The 17368-nt window shown below is 68.0% G+C and carries 13 protein-coding genes and 1 riboswitch; of the genes, 5 read left to right on the top strand and 8 right to left on the bottom strand.

What is annotated here, in order from left to right; genetic code table 11:
* Positions 1 to 70: 70 nt before the first annotated feature.
* Both ppc and AC5P9I_RS06605 read right to left on the bottom strand, forming a co-directional pair.
* Positions 71 to 2782 (bottom strand): phosphoenolpyruvate carboxylase, encoded by a 2712-nt coding sequence (ppc, locus tag AC5P9I_RS06610; RefSeq protein WP_074725589.1) that lies wholly within the window; start codon positions 2780 to 2782, stop codon positions 71 to 73.
* A 172-nt stretch (positions 2783 to 2954) separates the two neighbouring features.
* Positions 2955 to 5471 carry a S9 family peptidase gene (locus AC5P9I_RS06605; protein ID WP_130768476.1) on the bottom strand — a complete coding sequence of 839 codons (2517 nt, stop codon included), beginning with the start codon at positions 5469 to 5471 and terminating at the stop codon, positions 2955 to 2957.
* Positions 5472 to 5591: 120 nt separating this feature from the next.
* A riboswitch (S-adenosyl-L-homocysteine riboswitch) is annotated at positions 5592 to 5675 on the top strand.
* A gap of 36 nt (positions 5676 to 5711) precedes the next feature.
* Here AC5P9I_RS06605 and ahcY point away from each other — a divergent pair.
* From ahcY to AC5P9I_RS06590, 3 genes are all read left to right on the top strand, one after another.
* Entirely contained in the window at positions 5712 to 7157 is a 1446-nt protein-coding gene (ahcY, locus tag AC5P9I_RS06600; RefSeq protein WP_053462184.1) for an adenosylhomocysteinase, read from the top strand.
* A gap of 175 nt (positions 7158 to 7332) precedes the next feature.
* Positions 7333 to 7806 (top strand): Cys-tRNA(Pro) deacylase, encoded by a 474-nt coding sequence (gene ybaK / locus AC5P9I_RS06595; RefSeq protein ID WP_064237675.1) that lies wholly within the window; start codon positions 7333 to 7335, stop codon positions 7804 to 7806.
* Positions 7806 to 8291, top strand: a complete 486-nt coding sequence (locus AC5P9I_RS06590; protein ID WP_130768477.1) for a hypothetical protein — start codon at positions 7806 to 7808, stop codon at positions 8289 to 8291. The genes ybaK and AC5P9I_RS06590 overlap by 1 nt, the downstream gene beginning before the upstream one ends.
* 74 nt (positions 8292 to 8365) lie before the next feature.
* Here AC5P9I_RS06590 and AC5P9I_RS06585 read toward each other — a convergent pair whose 3' ends face one another.
* Genes AC5P9I_RS06585 through AC5P9I_RS06570 form a run of 4 tightly spaced genes read right to left on the bottom strand, consistent with a single transcriptional unit; the run spans position 8366 to position 11699 of the window.
* Entirely contained in the window at positions 8366 to 8923 is a 558-nt protein-coding gene (locus AC5P9I_RS06585) for a DUF3228 family protein (RefSeq protein WP_130768478.1), read from the bottom strand.
* A 50-nt stretch (positions 8924 to 8973) separates the two neighbouring features.
* Positions 8974 to 9705: a LytR/AlgR family response regulator transcription factor gene (locus tag AC5P9I_RS06580; protein WP_130768479.1), complete on the bottom strand. Its 732-nt coding sequence runs from the start codon at positions 9703 to 9705 to the stop codon at positions 8974 to 8976.
* On the bottom strand, positions 9702 to 10748 hold the full coding sequence (locus AC5P9I_RS06575) for a sensor histidine kinase (protein ID WP_130768480.1): 1047 nt from the start codon (positions 10746 to 10748) through the stop codon (positions 9702 to 9704). Before AC5P9I_RS06575 ends, AC5P9I_RS06580 begins: the two co-directional genes overlap by 4 nt.
* 24 nt (positions 10749 to 10772) lie before the next feature.
* Positions 10773 to 11699, bottom strand: coding sequence for an alpha/beta fold hydrolase (locus tag AC5P9I_RS06570; RefSeq protein WP_130768481.1), 927 nt, complete (start codon positions 11697 to 11699; stop codon positions 10773 to 10775).
* A 203-nt stretch (positions 11700 to 11902) separates the two neighbouring features.
* On the opposite strand from AC5P9I_RS06570, the gene metF reads away from it, so the two are divergent.
* Together metF and AC5P9I_RS06560 are read left to right on the top strand one after the other, a co-directional pair.
* Positions 11903 to 12730 (top strand): methylenetetrahydrofolate reductase [NAD(P)H], encoded by an 828-nt coding sequence (metF, locus tag AC5P9I_RS06565; protein WP_049468206.1) that lies wholly within the window; start codon positions 11903 to 11905, stop codon positions 12728 to 12730.
* Positions 12731 to 12770: 40 nt separating this feature from the next.
* Positions 12771 to 13355, top strand: a complete 585-nt coding sequence (locus tag AC5P9I_RS06560; protein ID WP_130768482.1) for a DUF4124 domain-containing protein — start codon at positions 12771 to 12773, stop codon at positions 13353 to 13355.
* Positions 13356 to 13458: 103 nt separating this feature from the next.
* On the opposite strand, the gene AC5P9I_RS06555 is transcribed toward AC5P9I_RS06560, so the two are convergent.
* On the bottom strand, positions 13459 to 14412 hold the full coding sequence (locus AC5P9I_RS06555) for a Nudix family hydrolase (protein ID WP_130768483.1): 954 nt from the start codon (positions 14410 to 14412) through the stop codon (positions 13459 to 13461).
* Positions 14413 to 14514: 102 nt separating this feature from the next.
* On the bottom strand, positions 14515 to 17247 hold the full coding sequence (gene secA / locus AC5P9I_RS06550) for a preprotein translocase subunit SecA (protein WP_049468212.1): 2733 nt from the start codon (positions 17245 to 17247) through the stop codon (positions 14515 to 14517).
* Between the last annotated feature and the right edge of the window lie 121 nt (positions 17248 to 17368).

The following is a 17368-nucleotide window of genomic DNA, read 5'->3' as shown; positions in this document are numbered from 1 at the left end:
GCCGGCAACCTCGTGCGTGCCGGCAAACATCATGAGGTTGCCGGCCAGCGGCCGGCACTACCGCGACACCTCAGCCGGTGTTCTGCACACCCTGCGAAACGCCGTTCACGCACGCTACCAGCGCGCGCAGCAGATCGTCATCCTCGCGCCCGCTGGCCCGCCAGCGCTGCAGCAGGTCCACCTGCAGCACGCTGATCGGGTCGACGTAGGGATTGCGCAGGCGGATCGACAATGCCAGACGCGCATCGTGGTCCAGCAGCGTCTGCTGGCCCATCAACGCCAACAGCCAGTGCCGGGTGAGTTCCAGTTCGCGCTGCACCTGCGGGAAGAACCGGCCGTGCAGGTCGCCCGACAACCGCGAGAACTGCTCGGCGATGGTGATATCGCCCTTGGACAGCACCATCGCGATGTCGTCCAGGAAGGTGCGGAAAAACGGCCAGTCTCGCGCCATGTCGCGCAGGGTCTGTTCGTGGCCGGCATCGACCGCCGCCTGCAGGCCGCTGCCCACGCCGTACCAGCCCGGAATGACGGCACGCGCCTGGCTCCAGGCGAACACCCACGGAATCGCACGCAGGTTGCCCAGCGCAGCATCCTGGCCGAGCCGGCGCGACGGCCGCGAGCCCAGCGTCATCCGCTCGATCACGTCGATCGGCGTGGCGGTACGGAAGTAATCCATGAAACCGGCTTGTCCAACGAAGGCGCGATACACCTCGCTGCTGGCAGAGGCGACCGCGTCCATCACCGGCCGCCAGTCGTCCTCGCGGGGTTCGGCGGCACGCGGGCGCAGGCTGGCGCGCAGCACCGCACCGGTGGCCTGTTCCAGCGACCGCAGCGCCAGCGCACGGATGCCGTACTTGCGGTGGATCACCTCGCCCTGCTCGGTCACCCGCAGGCGGCCATCGATGCTGCCGCGCGGCGACGCATCGACCGCATGCGTGGTCTTGCCGCCACCGCGGCTGATCGAGCCGCCACGGCCATGGAAGAAGGTCAGGCGGATGCCCGCCTCGGCTGCCACCTCCAGCAGTTCCACCTGCGCACGTTGCAGGCCCCAGCGCGAGGCGGCGATGCCACCGTCCTTGCTGCTGTCCGAATAGCCGAGCATCACCATCTGCACGTCCTCGCGCGCACGCAGGTGAGCGCGGTACACCGGATCGGCCAGCAGGTCACGCAGGGTCGCCGTGCCGCGCTTGAGGTCGTCCACCGTCTCGAACAGCGGCGCGATGTCCAGCGGGACTGATCCATTGCCTTCCACCAGCCCGCCGCGGCGCGCCAGCGCCAGCACCGCCAGCACGTCGCTGCGGTCATGCGCCATCGAGATGATGTAGCTGCCCAGCGCGTCACCACCGTGGCGCGCACGCGCATCGGCCAGTGCGGCGAACACGGCGTCCAAGCGCCGGTTGCCTTCGTCGTCGCCCTTCGGCAACGGGGCCTCACCGCTGGCATGCGGGGCCAGCAGGCGCGCGCGGCCCAAGGCATCCAGACCCTCCCACGCCGCGTCGCCGCCCAGCACTGCGGCCAGCGCGCGCGCATGCACGCTCGATTCCTGGCGCACGTCCAGCCGTGCCAGATGGAAGCCGAAGGTCTTCACCCGCCACAGCAGGCGTTGCACAGCGAAGCCACCGGCATGTTCACCGCGGTTCGCGCGCAGGCTGTCCAGGATCAGCTGTACGTCGTCGATCAGTTCGTCGGGGCCGGCATAGGCGCCTTCGCCATCCTCCAGCGTGGCCTGCAGGCGTGCGCGCATGCGGTCGTTGAGCAGGCGGTACGGCATGTCCGCATGGCGCGGCCGCGACTGCACCTGCGGCAGCAGCTGCTGGTAGTGCGCCACGCGCGCCTGCAGCGCCTCGCTCACGCCCACCCGCTCGGTGGACTGGCTGAGCAGGCTGGCCAGCTGCAGCAGTTCCTTCTGGTAGCGCCCGAGCACCGCCTGCCGCTGTGCATCCAGCGTATTGCGGATGGTGTGCGCGTCCACGTTCGGGTTGCCGTCCATGTCGCCGCCCACCCAGGTACCGAAGCGCAGCAGGCGCGGCAGCGGCAGTTCCTCGCCGTAGGTATCACGCAGCGCCTGCTGCAGCGATTCGTACAGCACCGGAATCACCCGGTACAGCACCTGCACCAGGTAGAAGCCGACGTGCTCGCGCTCGTCGTCGACGGTGGGCCGCACCGGCGAGGAGTCGGTGGTCTGCCACGAAGCGGTCAGCGCCATGCGGAAGCGCGCGGCATCGGCGGCCGCCTCGCCCGGCGTGCGCTGGCCGTCGAGGTTGTCGACCAGGCTGGCCACCATCAGCTGCTCCTTCTCCAGCAACGCACGGCGCACGGCTTCGGTGGGATGCGCGGTGAACACCGGCTCGATGTCGATGCGCGGCAGCCACTGCGCCAGTTCGTCCAGCGTCACGCCCTGCGCCTTCAGGTGCTGCAGCGCATCCTGCAGGCCATCGGGCTGCGGCGCGGTGGTGCCCGCGCGCTGGTAATCACGGCGGCGGCGGATGCGATGCACGCGCTCGGCGATGTTGACCACCTGGAAGTAGGTGCTGAACGCCCGCACCATGGTTTCGGCCTGCTGCGGCGTACGCCCGGCCAGCCCTTCGGCCAGCTCCGACAACGGCGCCTGGTTCTCGCGGCGGGCGATGGCGCGGGTGCGCACGTCCTCGACATCATCGAGGAACGCGGCCGATACCTGTTCGACCAGCAGGTCGCCGACCAGTGCGCCGAGCCGGCGCACGTCATCGCGAAGCGGAAGATCGGGAGAAGCAAACTCGATGCTGCTGCGGTACTCGTTCATCGGCGACGCACAGGCCTCGGTCAACGGATCCAGACCCCAAGCCTATCCCAGATCGGGCGTCGTGCTGCGATGCAAAAATGGTTTCATCTGGTAGTGCCGGCCGCCGGCCGGCAACCTCAGGTGGCGTGGGTCCATGAGGTTGCCGGCCAGCGGCCGGCACTACCCGGTCCGGTCAGCGCTTCTTCTTCGCCGTGCCCTGCGCGGCCGGGCCGATGGTCTGCTCCAGCCAGCGCTCGCTCTCGGCCAGCATGGTCATGATCGATTCGCGTGCGCGGTAGGCATGCGATTCGTTGGGCAGCATCACCAGCCGCGCGGTGCCACCCAGGCCCTTCACCGCGGCGAACATGCGCTCGCTCTGGATCGGGAACGTGCCGGAGTTGTTGTCGTCCACGCCGTGGATGAAGAGGATCGGATCCTTGATCCTGTCGGCGTAGTTGAACGGCGCCATCTTCTGGTAGACGTCCTGTGCCTGCCAGTAGTTGCGCTCCTCGGCCTGGAAGCCGAACGGCGTGAGCGTGCGGTTGTAGGCGCCGCTGCGTGCGATGCCGGCCTTGAACAGGCGGGTGTGTGCCAGCAGGTTGGCCGTCATGAACGCACCGTAGGAGTGGCCGCCAATGGCGATGTGATCGCGATCGGTCACGCCACGGCGCACCACCTCATCCACCGCGGCCTGCGCGTTGGCGACCAGCTGTTCGATATAGGTATCGTTCGGCTCCTTGTCGCCCTCGCCGATGATCGGCATCGACGGGCTGGCCAGCACCACGTAGCCCTTGGCCAGGAACGCCTGCGGGCCCCAGTAACTGATCGCATTGAAGCGGTACGGCGAATCGGTGACCTGGCTGGCCGCGGCCGCGCTCTTGAACTCGCCCGGATAGGCCCACATCAGCAGCGGGCGCGGACCATCGCGCCTGGGGTCGTAGCCCGGCGGCAGCAGCAGGGTCGCGGTCAGGTCGACGCCGTCCTTGCGCTTGTAGCGGATCTGTTCCTTCTGCACGCCCTTCAGCTGCGGCAGCGGATGGGCGAAGTGGGTCAGTGCGCGCGGCGCGGCGCTGGCATCGGCCAGCGACTGCACGAAGAAATTGGCCGGCTCGTCCGGGCTCTCACGGCTCAGCAGCAACGAGCTGCCCTGGTTGTCCAGCAGTGCCACCGGCAGCGAATAGCTCGGCGCCTGCGAGTGGAACAGGCGCGTCGCCTTGCCCGTGGCGAGGTCGAAGCGATCCACGAACGGACGGTCGCCTTCGGGCGACGCGCCGGCGCCGGCCAGGTACAGGCTGCCGCCATCGGGGCTGGTCTGCAGCAGCGAACGGCCGCGCTCGTCGCTGGCCAGCAGCGGCCGGCCCGGATCGGCGTAGCGGTCCTGCGCATCGCGATCCCACAGCAGGCGCGGTTCGGCGCTGGCAGTGTCCGGGGCGATCAGCCAGGTCTTGGTCCTGCGGGTCTTCCACCACGATTCGGTCAGCACGGCCAGGTCACCGCGGCCCCAGCTGATGCCGGCCAGGCGGCTGCCCAGCTGGGCCAGCGTCACCGGCGGCTTGTCGAACGGCGCGGCCTGCATCAGCACTGCGTCGCGCACCTTGGCGTCCCTGTTCGGGTCGCCACCATCCTGCGCTTCGGCCCAGACCAGGGTGGCATCGGCATCCCCCCGCCAGCTGATGTCGCGCACGCCGGTCACTTCGGCATCGTTGCCGGTCGGCAGTCCTTCCACCAGCGGCCGCACCGCCACGGTGTGCACCAGCGTGCCGCTGGCGCGGTCGATCACTTCGATGCGGCGCGGGAAGCTGCTCACCGGCACCACATAGGAATACGGGCGCTGCACCGGCTGGCGCAGCACGAAGCGGCCATCGGGCGACACCGAGAAGCCCATGAAGATGCCGGCCGCACCGATCGCGCGGGTGCGCCCGTCCAGGCTGACTTCCACCGGCTGGGTGGTGGCGTAGTAGTCGAACTGGCGCGCATCGGCTTCGTTCTTCAGCAGGTCCTGGTAGGTCCGGATCGACACGACGCCGCCGTCCTGGCGGGTCTGCTGCACGGCCGGGCCGGTCGGGATGCCGTCGGCGGCCGGGGCGGGCCCCAGGTTCGCCGGGCGGGTGAACACCACCAGCCCCCGACTGTCCGGCAACCACTGGTAGCCACTGCCGATGACGGTGTTCAGGCCCGCAACCAGGCGGCGGGCGCTGCCGGCGGCCACGTCCACCAGCCACAGTTCGTTGGCGCCGCTGGTGGCGTCGACCTGGTTGAAAGCGAGCCACTTCTGGTCCGGCGACCACATCAGGCTGGCGATCGACAGCGTGGCCGGCAGGCCGCTGATCGGCCGTTCCCTGCCATCGGCCACGTTCATCAGCCACAGCTTCTCGCCGAAGCTGAAGCGGCTGTCGGAGAACGTGCGCGGGTTGATGCGCAGGCCGGCCAGCTTCAACTCCGGTTGCGCCACCACCTGGATCGACGGCAGCGACGGCATCTGCATCATCGCGGCCACGTCGCGGCGCGGCGACAGGAACAGCGACGGCGCGCGCGGCGCATCGACCACCGCCTGCAACGCCGCCGAGGGCAGTTCGTAGCCGGTGACGCCCTGGGCCTGCGCTGCAGCAGGCTGCGGCGCCAGCGCCCATGCCAGCTGGGCCACCGCCAGCAGTCCCATCGACAGGACCAGGCCGGTCCAGCGCCGCGTACGGCGCGCGTGCATGCTCATCGTTCCACCTGTGTGATGCGTGAAAACACCGACCTTAACAGCCCATGCACGCTTGCCCACCTGCCGATGGTTGGGTCATCCGGATGTCATGGCGAGGCCGCGATATAATGGGGGTTCTCCCCTGCCGAGGGGCGCTGCGACCGGATCCCCCGAGGCCCGGCCAGGCTCGGTAAGGTGGCTTTGTAACAACGGCGCCCGGCCAGATGCGAGCACCCGCTCGCCCACAACCGGAGCACATCAATGAACGCTGTTGCCAAGACCTTCTCCACCGAAGGTGATTACAAGATCCGCGACATCACGCTGGCCGACTGGGGCCGCAAGGAACTGGACATCGCCGAGCACGAGATGCCGGGCCTGATGTCGATCCGCCGCAAGTACCAGGCCGAGCTGCCGCTGAAGGGCGTGCGCGTGACCGGCTCGCTGCACATGACCATCCAGACCGCGGTGCTGATCGAGACCCTGAAGGACATCGGCGCCGACGTGCGCTGGGCCTCGTGCAACATCTTCTCGACCCAGGACCACGCGGCTGCCGCCATTGCCGCCACCGGCACCCCGGTGTTCGCCTGGAAGGGCGAGACCCTGGAAGAGTACTGGGACTGCACCCTGGACGCGCTGACCTTCACCCTGGCCGACGGCACCCTGACCGGCCCGGAGCTGGTGGTGGACGACGGCGGTGACGTGACCCTGCTGATCCACAAGGGCTACGAGCTGGAAAACGGCAGCGACTGGGTCAACACCGCCTCGTCCTCGCACGAAGAACAGGTCATCAAGAACCTGCTCAAGCGCGTGGCCAAGGAGCGCCCGGGTTACTGGGGCCGCGTGGTCAAGGACTGGAAGGGCGTCTCCGAAGAGACCACCACCGGCGTGCACCGCCTGTACCAGCTGGCCCAGGCCGGCACCCTGCTGATCCCGGCGATCAACGTCAACGACTCGGTCACCAAGAGCAAGTTCGACAACCTGTACGGCTGCCGCGAGTCGCTGGCCGATGGCCTGAAGCGCGCGATGGACGTGATGCTGGCCGGCAAGGTGGCCGTGGTCTGCGGCTATGGCGACGTCGGCAAGGGCTGCGCCGCCTCGCTGCGTGCCTACGGCGCGCGCGTGATCGTCACCGAGATCGACCCGATCTGCGCCCTGCAGGCGGCGATGGAAGGCTACGAAGTCAACACCATCGAATCGACCCTGGGCCGTGCCGACCTGTACGTCACCACCACCGGCAACCGCGACATCATCCGCATCGAGCACCTGAGCGCGATGAAGGACCAGGCCATCGTCTGCAACATCGGCCACTTCGACAACGAGATCCAGGTCGACGCACTGGTGTCCTACCCGGGCATCAAGCACGTCAACATCAAGCCGCAGGTGGACAAGTACATCTTCCCGAACGGCAATGCGATCTTCCTGCTGGCCGAAGGCCGCCTGGTGAACCTGGGCTGCGCCACCGGCCACCCGAGCTTCGTGATGTCCAACAGCTTCGCCAACCAGACCCTGGCACAGATCGACCTGTGGGCGAACAAGGACAGCTACGAGAAGAAGGTCTACCTGCTGCCGAAGAAGCTGGACGAGGAAGTGGCCCGCCTGCACCTGGAAAAGATCGGCGTGAAGCTGACCACCCTGACCCAGGACCAGGCCGACTACATCGGCGTGCCGGTGGAAGGCCCGTTCAAGCCGGACCACTACCGCTACTGATGCCTACGGGGTGCCGGCCAGCGGCCGGCACTACCGGTGCATGCAAAGAACGGAACGGGCGCCTTCGGGCGCCCGTTCTGCGTTTGCGTGCGGCCGGACACCGCGCATCCTCACCCGGGGCGGCAACAACAGCCTCGGTCAAGGCAACGCCCCCGCCGCACGCTACGATGCCTGCATGACTCCGGCCATCAACCTGCTCAAGCGCGAGAAGATCGCCCACACCGTGCGCAGCTACGTGCACGACGCCCACGCCGAATCGTATGGCGGCGAAGCCGTCGACAAGCTCGGCCTCGACCCGGCCCAGGTGTTCAAGACCCTGCTGGCCAGTACCGAGGCCCACGAACTGCTGGTGGCGATCGTGCCGGTGGCCGGCCAGCTCGACCTGAAGGCGCTGGCCGAAGCGGCCGGCTGCAAGAAGTGCGAGATGGCCGCCGCCGACGCCGCACAGCGCGCGACCGGCTACCTGGTCGGCGGCATCAGCCCACTGGGGCAGAAGAAGCGCCTGCGCACGTTCCTGGACGCCAGCGCCGAAGCGCTGCCCACGCTGCATGTCAGCGCCGGCCGCCGAGGCCTGGAAGTGGAACTGGCGCCGGCCGACCTGCTGCGCCTGACCGCTGGCCACTTCGCCGCCATCGGCAAGGCACGCTGATGCGCTGGCCCTGGACTGCCCGCCCGATACCGCGGCTGGGCGATGCGCAGGCCGATGTGCTGCTGCAGGACCTGCTGTCGCGCGACGCCGAGCGCATCACCGACGCCGCCCGCGTCGTCGCACGACTGTTCAGTGCACCGTCGCTGGACGCATTGGCCGCGCATGTGGACCTGATCGAACGCAGCTGCCAGGGCATCGCTTTCGGCGGCATGCTGATCAGCAACCAGGCGCATCTGGGGGCGGCCCTGAAACGGCTGCGGTACTGGCAGGCGCACGCAGGCTGCCTGTGCGCGCTCAATCCCGGCTACCCGTTCTTCGATCCGCGCCGCCTGATCGAACAAGGGCAGATGCAGCTGCTTGCGTTGCAGGCGGCCGAGGACGGTTGGGGCGATTGCCACAACGTTGCCTGCACGCACTGCGGCCAGCATTGGCAGGCCATCGACCGCGAGTACCACTACCCGTGGTGGGAGTGGAAAGCTGCCTGAAAGCCAGGCAGCCACGCATGGCGTGGCTCACTGCGGCCCGTACATTCACGCGATGCGTGGATGACCAATGCCGCTCAGGGCCGCCAGTTGGCGTTGTTCTCCCAGAACGCGACCGAGCGCCGGTAGGCCTCGCGGTCCAGTGGTACGCCGGAACCGCCCTCTTCCACGCCCAGCGCATTGCGCATCATCGTGATCGGCGCCATCGGCACCTCTTCCGGTTCGGCGGTATAGATGCAGCCGACGATGCCCCAGTCGGCCTCGATCGGCGAGCCTTCCTTGGCCAGCTGCCCGGCGCTGTACAGGATCACCACCAGGTAGTTCGCACGCGGCGACTCCACGCCCTCGAACCAGCGCACCAGCACCGGCAGTTCGTCGCGATTGCGTGCCTCGTAACCACTGCGCAGCAGAGGGCGGTTGGCCTCGGTGATCGGCACGGTCAGGCAGCGCGTGCTGGTCCAGTTCTCGTAGACGAACAGTTTGCAGAACGGTGCATAGCCGTCCAGCACCTTCAGCGGCGCGTGCGCGTTGAGGTGCGCCTCGAACTGTTCGGCAGTGCAGTCCTGGATCGTGTTGCCACGCGGTACGCGCGGGAACAGGCGGGGACGGGCGAAATCGGTGAGGACGATGGACATGGCGCGGCGTGATCTGGGAATCCGCTGCACAGGGTAACCGCTGGCAGCGCCTACAGCGCCATCCGCTCGCGCAGCTCCCGCGCCTGCCGCCGCGACACCTCCACCTCGCTGCCATCCTCCAGCGTCAGGTCGTAGCCATCGCCGATGCTGGGCGCTATGCCGCGGATACGGCGCAGATTGACCAGCGTGTTGCGGTTGGCACGGAAGAACAGCTCCTGCGGCAGGCGAGCCTCCAGCGCGCTCAGGCTGCGGGTCAGCAACGCGTTCTGGTCGCGGAACCACAGCCGCGTGTAGTTGCCGTCCACCACCAGCCTGCGGATCTCGGACACCGCCACGAACCAGCAGCGTTCGCCCTCGCGCACGAACACCTGGTCCTGCGCAGCCAGCGTGCTGCGCAGTGCCGGCGCCCCGCTCGCCCCTACGTTGCGCTCGCGCGCGCGCTCCAGTGCTTCCAACAGGCGCGGTGCCTCCACCGGCTTCACCAGATAGTCCAGCGCGTTGGCCTGGAACGCGCGCACCGCGTAGGTGTCATAGGCGGTGACGAAGACCACCGCCGGCACTGTCTCCAGGCCCTCCAGCACGTCGAAGCCGCTGCCGGAAGGCATCTGCACGTCCAGCAGCACCAGGTCCGGCGCCAGCGCGGCGATCGCCTCGCGTGCGGCGGGCACGTCGTCGGCCTCGCCGACGCACTGAACCCACGGCAGCGCCGACAACAGCGTACGCAGTTCCTGCCGCGCCAGCCGCGCATCATCCACGATCAACACGCGCAGCATGCCACTCATTGTGGAATCTCCAGCAGGGCCTGCATGCGGTCACCGACCGGCTGCAGCACGAATCGGCCACGCGTGCCCAGCTGCGCACGCAGGTAGGCCAGGCCGACGCCATGGCCATGGGCGGTTTCGCTGCCGGTTGCACGTGGATTCTCCACCTGCAACCGCAGCACGTCATTGTCCAGCGTGGCGCGGATCTGTACCTCGCCGCCGCCGGGGCGGCTGGCGATACCGTGCTTGATCGCGTTCTCCACCAGCAACTGCAACGCCATCGCCGGCAGCTGCGCCTGCGTGGCATCGGCATCGATCTGCTGCCGCACCTGCAGGCGCTGTTCGAAATGGACCGCCTCGATGGCCAGGTAATCGTCGACCACCGCCAGTTCCTCGGCCAACGTCACCTGCTCACTGCGGTTGTGCGCCAGCGCCTGGCGCAGCGTGCGCGACAGCCGCGTGACCATGTCGCGCGCACGCTCGGGATCTTCCAGGATCAGCGCGCGCAGGTTGTTCAGCGCATTGAACATGAAGTGCGGATTGAGCCGCGCACGCAGCGCGTCACGTTCCAGCGCACTGCGTTCGGCTTCGGCGCGCAGGCGTGCCAGTTCGGCGCCGCGTACGCGGCGAAGGCTGTGCAGGCTTGCCCAGAGCGCGGTCCACAGTGCCAGCATCACCGCGGTGGTGTACCAGTAGAGCAGCAGCGCCTTGGGGCTGAAGTCGGCCACCTGGCGACCGATGTCCACCCATCCCCAGGCCAGCGCTGCGTGCAATGTGATGTTCACCAGCAACTGTGCCAACGCAGCGCCTACGCCCACCGACAGCGCCAGCCGCAGCAGCAACCCGGCGGTCCCGCGCGACCACCAGCCGGCGCGCAGGGCCAGGGCGCGGATGCCGCCGCTGCACGCGAACAGGGTCAGCGCCAGGCCGACCGTGATCAATGCACCCGCACTTCCGGCGTCGGCGAGATAGGCATGCCGCAAGCCAAGTCCCGCGGCGCCATAAAGCGCCCATACCAGTGCATTGAGCAGCCAGAAGCGTACCGTCGAGGAGGAAGCCGGCATGTCCATTCCGAGGCGTGGTGAAACTCAGGGGTGGCGGTCGAGGAAGGCCTGCACCTGCCCGTGCAGCCAGCGCGGATCATCCCACATCAGGAAATGGAAACCCTGCGCGCTCATCGCGATCTGCACGCCCTGCAGCTTCGCGTACTGGGCCTGGAAGACGGCACGGGTGCTTTCCTCGGTGCCGCCCATCGGCTGGTAGCCGGCCCAGCTGCCGAGCACCAGTGTCGGTGCGGTGATCGACGCAATGCTGTCGCGAAGGTCGGTGGTCATGACCGCATGCATGGCATCGGCCGTGGTCTGGCGGTCGCTGGAGTCGCCCCAACGACCCAGTTCGGCCTGGCGCTGCGTATCGCGGGTCAGGCCCGGCAGGCCGGCCTTCAGCTGCGCCTGCCATTGCACTGCGTCCGCGGCCAGCATGCCCTTGCGCAGCTGGGCAGCCATTGGCCGCACGCTGTCCGCCGTGGCACTCGGGTCACGCGCCGCAGGCAGGAACGGCAGTGCATCGACCACCACCAGTGCGCTGACCGCCGTCGGCTCGGCCTGCGCCATCTGCAGGCCCAACAGGCCCCCCAGGCTGTGGCCGATCACCGCCGGATGGTCCAGCTTCTGGTCATGCACATAGGCCAGCAGCTGGTCGCGCATGGCCGGAAGGAAATCCGCCGGCCGCGGGTCTGCCGGCGCGGCGCCGGCAAACCCCGGCAGCTGTACCAGGTGGCACTGCACATCCTTGAGGGCCCGGCAGGTCCCGCGCCAGACCTCGGCGCTGCTGTTGAGACCGGGGATCATCAGCAGCGGGCGGCCCTTGCCGACCACCTCGACCTGCACCTTGCCAGCGCTCGCGCCGGTGGCGGCATGTGCGGAACCTGAGCCCAGCACGGCCATCGCCATGCCGATCATCGCCAGCCGGGCCAGGGCGTTCATTGCGTACCAGAGTGCCAGCAAGATCTTCATCGTCTGCTCCTTCGTCGGGTGGGTGCTGCCGGGATGGGAACAGCGTGGCGCCGGCGCAAGGCCGCCGGTTGTGATTCCGGAGCAACGGCCGGTCGCCGCCGCGAACGGTCGCGTGCCCCGGACGAGCCGCCCTCACACCGCCATAGCACATCCATCTTGATGAAGCGATATACTGATCCGCACCCGCCGCCGCCGCCCGTGCCATGACTGCCATCAGCTTCGAGTTCTATCCGCCCAAGACCGACGAACAGCGCAGCCAGCTGGACCGCGCCGCGGCCAGGCTGAAGGACTACAGCCCCGAGTACGTGTCCTGTACCTTCGGTGCCGGTGGCTCGACCCTCAGCTACACCTCCGAGACCGTGCGCCACCTCAACCAGCACCACGGCTTCGAGGCGGCACCGCATCTGTCCTGCGTCGGCGGCACCCGCCAGGAAATCCGCGAACTGCTCAAGCTGTACCGCGCCATCGGCTGCCATCGCCTGGTCGCGCTGCGTGGCGACCTGCCCTCCGGCATGGGCTTCCCCGGCGACATGCGCTATGCCGCCGAGCTGATCGAGTTCATCCGCGCCGAGCACGGCGATGCCTTCCGCATCGAGGTCGGCGCCTACCCGGAGACCCACCCACAGGCCTCCGATGCACTGGCCGACCTGAAGCACTTCAAGGCCAAGATCGATGCCGGCGCCGACGCGGCGATCACCCAGTATTTCTACAACCCGGATGCGTATTTCCATTTCGTCGATGCCGTGCGCCGGCTCGGCGTGCAGGTGCCGATCACGCCCGGCATCATGCCGATCGCCAACTTCAGCCAGCTGCGCCGCTTTTCCGAACAGTGCGGTGCGGAAATTCCGCGCTGGATCAGCCGCAAGATGCAGGCCTATGGCGATGACGCCGAATCGGTGCGCGCGTTCGGTACCGAAGTGGTGGCCAGGCTGTGCCAACGCCTGGTCGAGGGCGGCGCGCCGGGCCTGCACTTCTACACCTTGAACCTGGCCAAGCCGACCACGTCGGTGTTGAAGCTGCTGCACGGCTGAAAGCACGCCATCTGGCCACGATCGGCGCTACCCTGCGGCGATGAACCGGCTTTCCTTCCTGCTGTTGCTGCTGTCGTTGTGCTCGGCATCGAGCGTTGTCCATGCGCAGTCCACGCGCTTGAACCGCTGCACCGATGCGCAGGGCCAGAGCGTGTATACCGACCGGCCCTGCGACAGCGTCGGCGCCCGATCACGATTGCCACCGCCCGCGCCCGCCGGCAACACCCCGCCGCGCGACACCCTGGGTGCGCGCTGCCCGCGGCGGCTGAGCGAACTGGTGGAGGCGCTGCGTACCGGCATCGTCAGCAACGATGTGAACCGGCTGTCCTCCCTGTACCTGTGGGGCGCGGTTTCCGACGTGGGCGCACAGCGCATCCTCGGCCAGTTGGAATCGTTGGCGCGGCGGCCGCTGGTGGACGTGGTGCCGGTGTATCCGTCACAGGGGCTGGCGGCCTCGCAGGAGGACGGTCAGAGCGCTGCGGCGCAGGAATCCGACCCCGAGCCGCCGCCGGCGCGCCATCCGATCGGCCTGCGCCTGGAACAGACGCTGCCCGGCAGCGTGTCGCGCGCTTCGACCGTGCTGGGGTTGCGGCGGCAATACGGATGTTTCTGGATCACGTTGTGATCGGACGGGGCTGGATCCTTTCCAGCGGAAGGGCTCTGACCCCGGATCTCGGCCATGGGGTCAGAGGCCTGCTGCGCAGGGATCTGACCCCGCGTGCGCGGCGTTACGTTGGCCACAGCCCGCGGATGGCGGCGATCCCCTGCCCACCATGGCGGCGGGCTTCGGTGATGTGTCCCGCGGCCATGCCGCCCAGGGCGTAGATCGGCAGCGACACCTGCGCACGCAGTGCGGCGAAGGCCTCCCAGCCCAGCGGCGCTGCCCCGGGGTGGCTGGCCGTGGCCTGCACCGGGCCGAGCACTGCGAAGTCGCAGCCCAGCCGCTGCGCCGCCTGCAGCTGGTCCAGGTCATGGCAGGACGCGGCGACCAGCTGCCCCTCCGGCAAGGGCCGTTCCTGCAGGTCCCGCAGCTGCTCGCTGCCCAGGTGCACCCCCACGCCCAGTGAGCGTGCCAGCGCGATATCGCGGTTCAGCAGCCACTGCACGCCGCGACGATGCGCGCGCACGGCCTGTTCGATCATCGACTGCCGTTGCGGGTGTTCCGGCGGCAGGCGCAGCTGGATGCGCTGCTGGCCCGCCGCGACCGCGCGCTGCAGGCAGTCATGCCAGTGCTGCACGCCGCTGGCATCATCGGCCGGTGCCGGGGTGATCAGGTAGCGGTCCGGTTGGCGCAAGGCGGCCACCACCGGCAGGTCGGCCGGCGGCATCGAGTAGCGGCCCAGCTTGTCCTGCGCCACCCAGGTGATCGCCTGGCCCTCGCGGCCACGCGGGGTGCCCTTCCAGCTGCGCACATGGCGCACTTCCAGGGTCAGGTGCTTGTCGGGGTAGCGCTGCGGCACGTCCATCAGCCACGGCCCGACATCGGCCTCGATGCCCAGCTCCTCGCGCAGTTCACGCACCAGCGCCTGTTCGGAGGTCTCGCCGGATTCGCGCTTGCCGCCGGGGAATTCCCACAGGCCGGCCATGTCGCGGTTCTCGGTACGGCGGTTGAGCAGCACGCGGCCGCGGGCGTCGGTGATGACGGCAGCGACAACGTGGATCGATCGGGTGGGGGAAACCATGGGGGCAGCATGCCCAGAACAGGGCGACCAGCGCAATCACGAATCCGCGCCGGATTGCCCGCGCCAAAGCAGAAGGCCCCGCTTGCGCGGGGCCTTCCGGGGTCAGCTCAGCTGGCCGTGGCAGTGCTTGTACTTCTTGCCACTGCCGCACGGGCACGGATCATTGCGGCCGATCTTCGGCTCGTCGCGCTGCAGCGTGGCCACGCCCTGCTGGGCGGCTTCCACCTGCGCGGCTTCCTCGTCGGCGCTGTAACCGCCGGCATCCTGGTGCTGGAACTGCGACTGGCTCAGGCGTGCCTGCGCCTGCTGGCGCTCGGCCGCTTCCAGCGCCTGCACTTCCTCGTCGCTGCGGATGCGCACGCGGGCCAACAGGGTCACCACTTCGCGCTTGACGTTCTCCAGCATGTCCGAGAACAGCTCGAAGGCTTCCTTCTTGTATTCCTGCTTCGGCTGCTTCTGCGCGTAACCTCGCAGATAGATGCCCTGGCGCAGGTAATCCATGCGTGCCAGGTGCTCCTTCCAGCTCTGGTCCAGCACGGTCAGCATCACGTGCTTCTCCAGCGCGCGCATGGTCTCTTCGCCCAGGCCGGCTTCCTTCTCGGCGAAGTGCTGGTTGACGCGCTCCTGGACCTTGGCGGCGATGGCCTCCGCGTCCAGTTCCTCATGCGCCTTGACCAGGTCGGTCAGCGACATCTGCAGGCCGAAGTCCGACTCCAGGGTCGCTTCCAGGCCACGCAGGTCCCACTGCTCGTCGATCGAGTTCGGCGGCACGAAGCGCGCCACGGTGTCGAAGATCACGTCGTCGCGGATGCCGTCGACGTTGGCCTTCACCGACTCGGCGTCCAGCAGCTCGTCGCGCTGGGCGTAGATCACCTTGCGCTGGTCGTTGTTGACATCGTCGAAGTCCAGCAGGTTCTTGCGGATGTCGAAGTTGTGGGCCTCGACCTTGCGCTGCGCCTTTTCGATCTGGCGGCTGACCAGGCGGTCCTCGATGACGTCGTCTTCCTTCATGCCCATCATGCGCATGGCCTTCTGCACCCAGTCGGAAGCGAAGATGCGCATCAGGTTGTCTTCCAGCGACAGGTAGAAGCGGGACGAACCCGGGTCACCCTGGCGGCCCGAACGGCCGCGCAGCTGGTTGTCGATACGACGCGATTCGTGGCGCTCGGTACCGACGATGTGCAGGCCGCCGGCCGCCTTCACTGCCTCGTGGCGCTTCTGCCATTCGGCCTTGACCGCCGCCTTCTGCTCGTCAGTCGCGTCCTCGCCCAGGGCGTGGATCTCGGCTTCCAGCGAACCGCCCAGCACGATGTCGGTACCGCGGCCAGCCATGTTGGTGGCGATGGTCACTGCGCCCGGACGGCCGGCGTTGGCGACGATGGTCGCTTCGCGGTCGTGCTGCTTGGCATTGAGCACCTCGTGCTTCACGCCCGCCTTGCTCAGGTGCTCGGACAGCATTTCCGAGGTTTCGATCGAGGTGGTACCCACCAGCACCGGCTGGCCGCGCTTGGCGCACTCTTCGATGTCGGCCAGCACCGCATTGAACTTGCCCTTGCGGTTGAGGAACACCTGGTCCGGGCTGTCCTTGCGGATGGTCGGGCGGTTGGTCGGGATCACCACCACTTCCAGGCCGTAGATGCTCTGGAACTCGAATGCTTCGGTATCGGCCGTACCGGTCATGCCGGACAGCTTCTTGTACATGCGGAACAGGTTCTGGAAGGTGATGCTCGCCAGCGTCTGGTTCTCGCGCTGGACCGGCACGCCTTCCTTCGCTTCCACCGCCTGGTGCAGGCCATCGGACCAGCGGCGGCCGGCCAGGGTGCGGCCGGTGAATTCATCGACGATGACCACTTCGCCGTCGCGCACGATGTAGTCCACGTCACGCTGGTAGATCGCGTGCGCGCGCAGGGCGGCGTTGAGGTGGTGGACCACGGTCAGGTTCTGCGCCGCGTACAGGCCTTCGGTCTCGCCGTCGAGGATGCCGGCTTCCACCAGCAGCTGCTCGGCGTGCTCCATGCCCGCTTCGGACAGGTGCACCTGCTTGCCCTTCTCGTCGACCCAGAAGTCGCCCTCGCCGTCTTCCGCTTCCTGCTTGACCAGGTGCGGCACGACGCGGTTGACGCGGATGTACAGCTCCGGGGAATCATCGGCCGGGCCGGAGATGATCAGCGGGGTACGCGCCTCGTCGATCAGGATGGAGTCGACTTCGTCGACGATGGCGTAGTGCAGGCCGCGCTGGTAGCGATCGGCCTTGGACAGCGCCATGTTGTCGCGCAGGTAGTCGAAACCGAATTCGTTGTTGGTGCCGTAGGTGATGTCAGCTGCGTAGGCTTCGCGCTTGTCGCTGTGCGGCATGCCCGGGTACACCACGCCCACGCTCAGGCCCAGCCAGTTGTACAGCTTGCCCATCTGCGCGGCGTCGCGACGAGCCAGGTAGTCGTTCACGGTGACCACGTGCACGCCCTTGCCTTCCAGTGCATTGAGGTACACCGGCAGGGTCGCCACCAGGGTCTTGCCTTCACCGGTGCGCATTTCTGCGATCTTGCCCAGGTGAAGCACCATGCCGCCGATCAGCTGCACGTCGTAATGGCGCATGCCCAGCACGCGGCGGCCGGCTTCGCGGCAGACCGCGAACGCTTCCGGCAGCACCTTGTCCAGGGCTTCACCGCCAGCGATGCGCTGCTTGAACTCCGGCGTCTTGGCCTGAAGCTGCTCGTCGGACAGCTTCTCGATCTCCGGCTCCAGCGCATTGATCTTGGCGACGATGCGGTTGAGCTGGCGCAGCTGTCGTTCGTTACGACTGCCAAATACGCGGGTAAGCAGGCTGTTGATCATTGAAGGAACCGGGTTGGATGGACACGACGCCCGGCCTCCCCCTGGGGATCCGTCCGCCGCAAACGAAACAGGGCGCCTGGCGCCCTGTCGATGGCAACACCCATTGTAGCTTGGGACGGGC

This window comes from Stenotrophomonas sp. YJH_SMC_29, from assembly GCF_059371235.1.
Note: the sequence above shows the minus strand (reverse complement) of the source record. Positions and strands in the feature narration are given on the sequence as shown.

What these genes read in the sequence shown, in the direction of transcription:
- ppc (WP_074725589.1), bottom strand. Translation starts at nt 2,782, where the DNA reads ATGAACGAGTACCGCAGCAGCATCGAGTTTGCTTCTCCCGATCTTCCG.
- AC5P9I_RS06605 (WP_130768476.1), bottom strand. Translation starts at nt 5,471, where the DNA reads ATGAGCATGCACGCGCGCCGTACGCGGCGCTGGACCGGCCTGGTCCTG.
- ahcY (WP_053462184.1), top strand. Translation starts at nt 5,712, where the DNA reads ATGAACGCTGTTGCCAAGACCTTCTCCACCGAAGGTGATTACAAGATC.
- ybaK (WP_064237675.1), top strand. Translation starts at nt 7,333, where the DNA reads ATGACTCCGGCCATCAACCTGCTCAAGCGCGAGAAGATCGCCCACACC.
- AC5P9I_RS06590 (WP_130768477.1), top strand. Translation starts at nt 7,806, where the DNA reads ATGCGCTGGCCCTGGACTGCCCGCCCGATACCGCGGCTGGGCGATGCG.
- AC5P9I_RS06585 (WP_130768478.1), bottom strand. Translation starts at nt 8,923, where the DNA reads ATGTCCATCGTCCTCACCGATTTCGCCCGTCCCCGCCTGTTCCCGCGC.
- AC5P9I_RS06580 (WP_130768479.1), bottom strand. Translation starts at nt 9,705, where the DNA reads ATGAGTGGCATGCTGCGCGTGTTGATCGTGGATGATGCGCGGCTGGCG.
- AC5P9I_RS06575 (WP_130768480.1), bottom strand. Translation starts at nt 10,748, where the DNA reads ATGCCGGCTTCCTCCTCGACGGTACGCTTCTGGCTGCTCAATGCACTG.
- AC5P9I_RS06570 (WP_130768481.1), bottom strand. Translation starts at nt 11,699, where the DNA reads ATGAAGATCTTGCTGGCACTCTGGTACGCAATGAACGCCCTGGCCCGG.
- metF (WP_049468206.1), top strand. Translation starts at nt 11,903, where the DNA reads ATGACTGCCATCAGCTTCGAGTTCTATCCGCCCAAGACCGACGAACAG.
- AC5P9I_RS06560 (WP_130768482.1), top strand. Translation starts at nt 12,771, where the DNA reads ATGAACCGGCTTTCCTTCCTGCTGTTGCTGCTGTCGTTGTGCTCGGCA.
- AC5P9I_RS06555 (WP_130768483.1), bottom strand. Translation starts at nt 14,412, where the DNA reads ATGGTTTCCCCCACCCGATCGATCCACGTTGTCGCTGCCGTCATCACC.
- secA (WP_049468212.1), bottom strand. Translation starts at nt 17,247, where the DNA reads ATGATCAACAGCCTGCTTACCCGCGTATTTGGCAGTCGTAACGAACGA.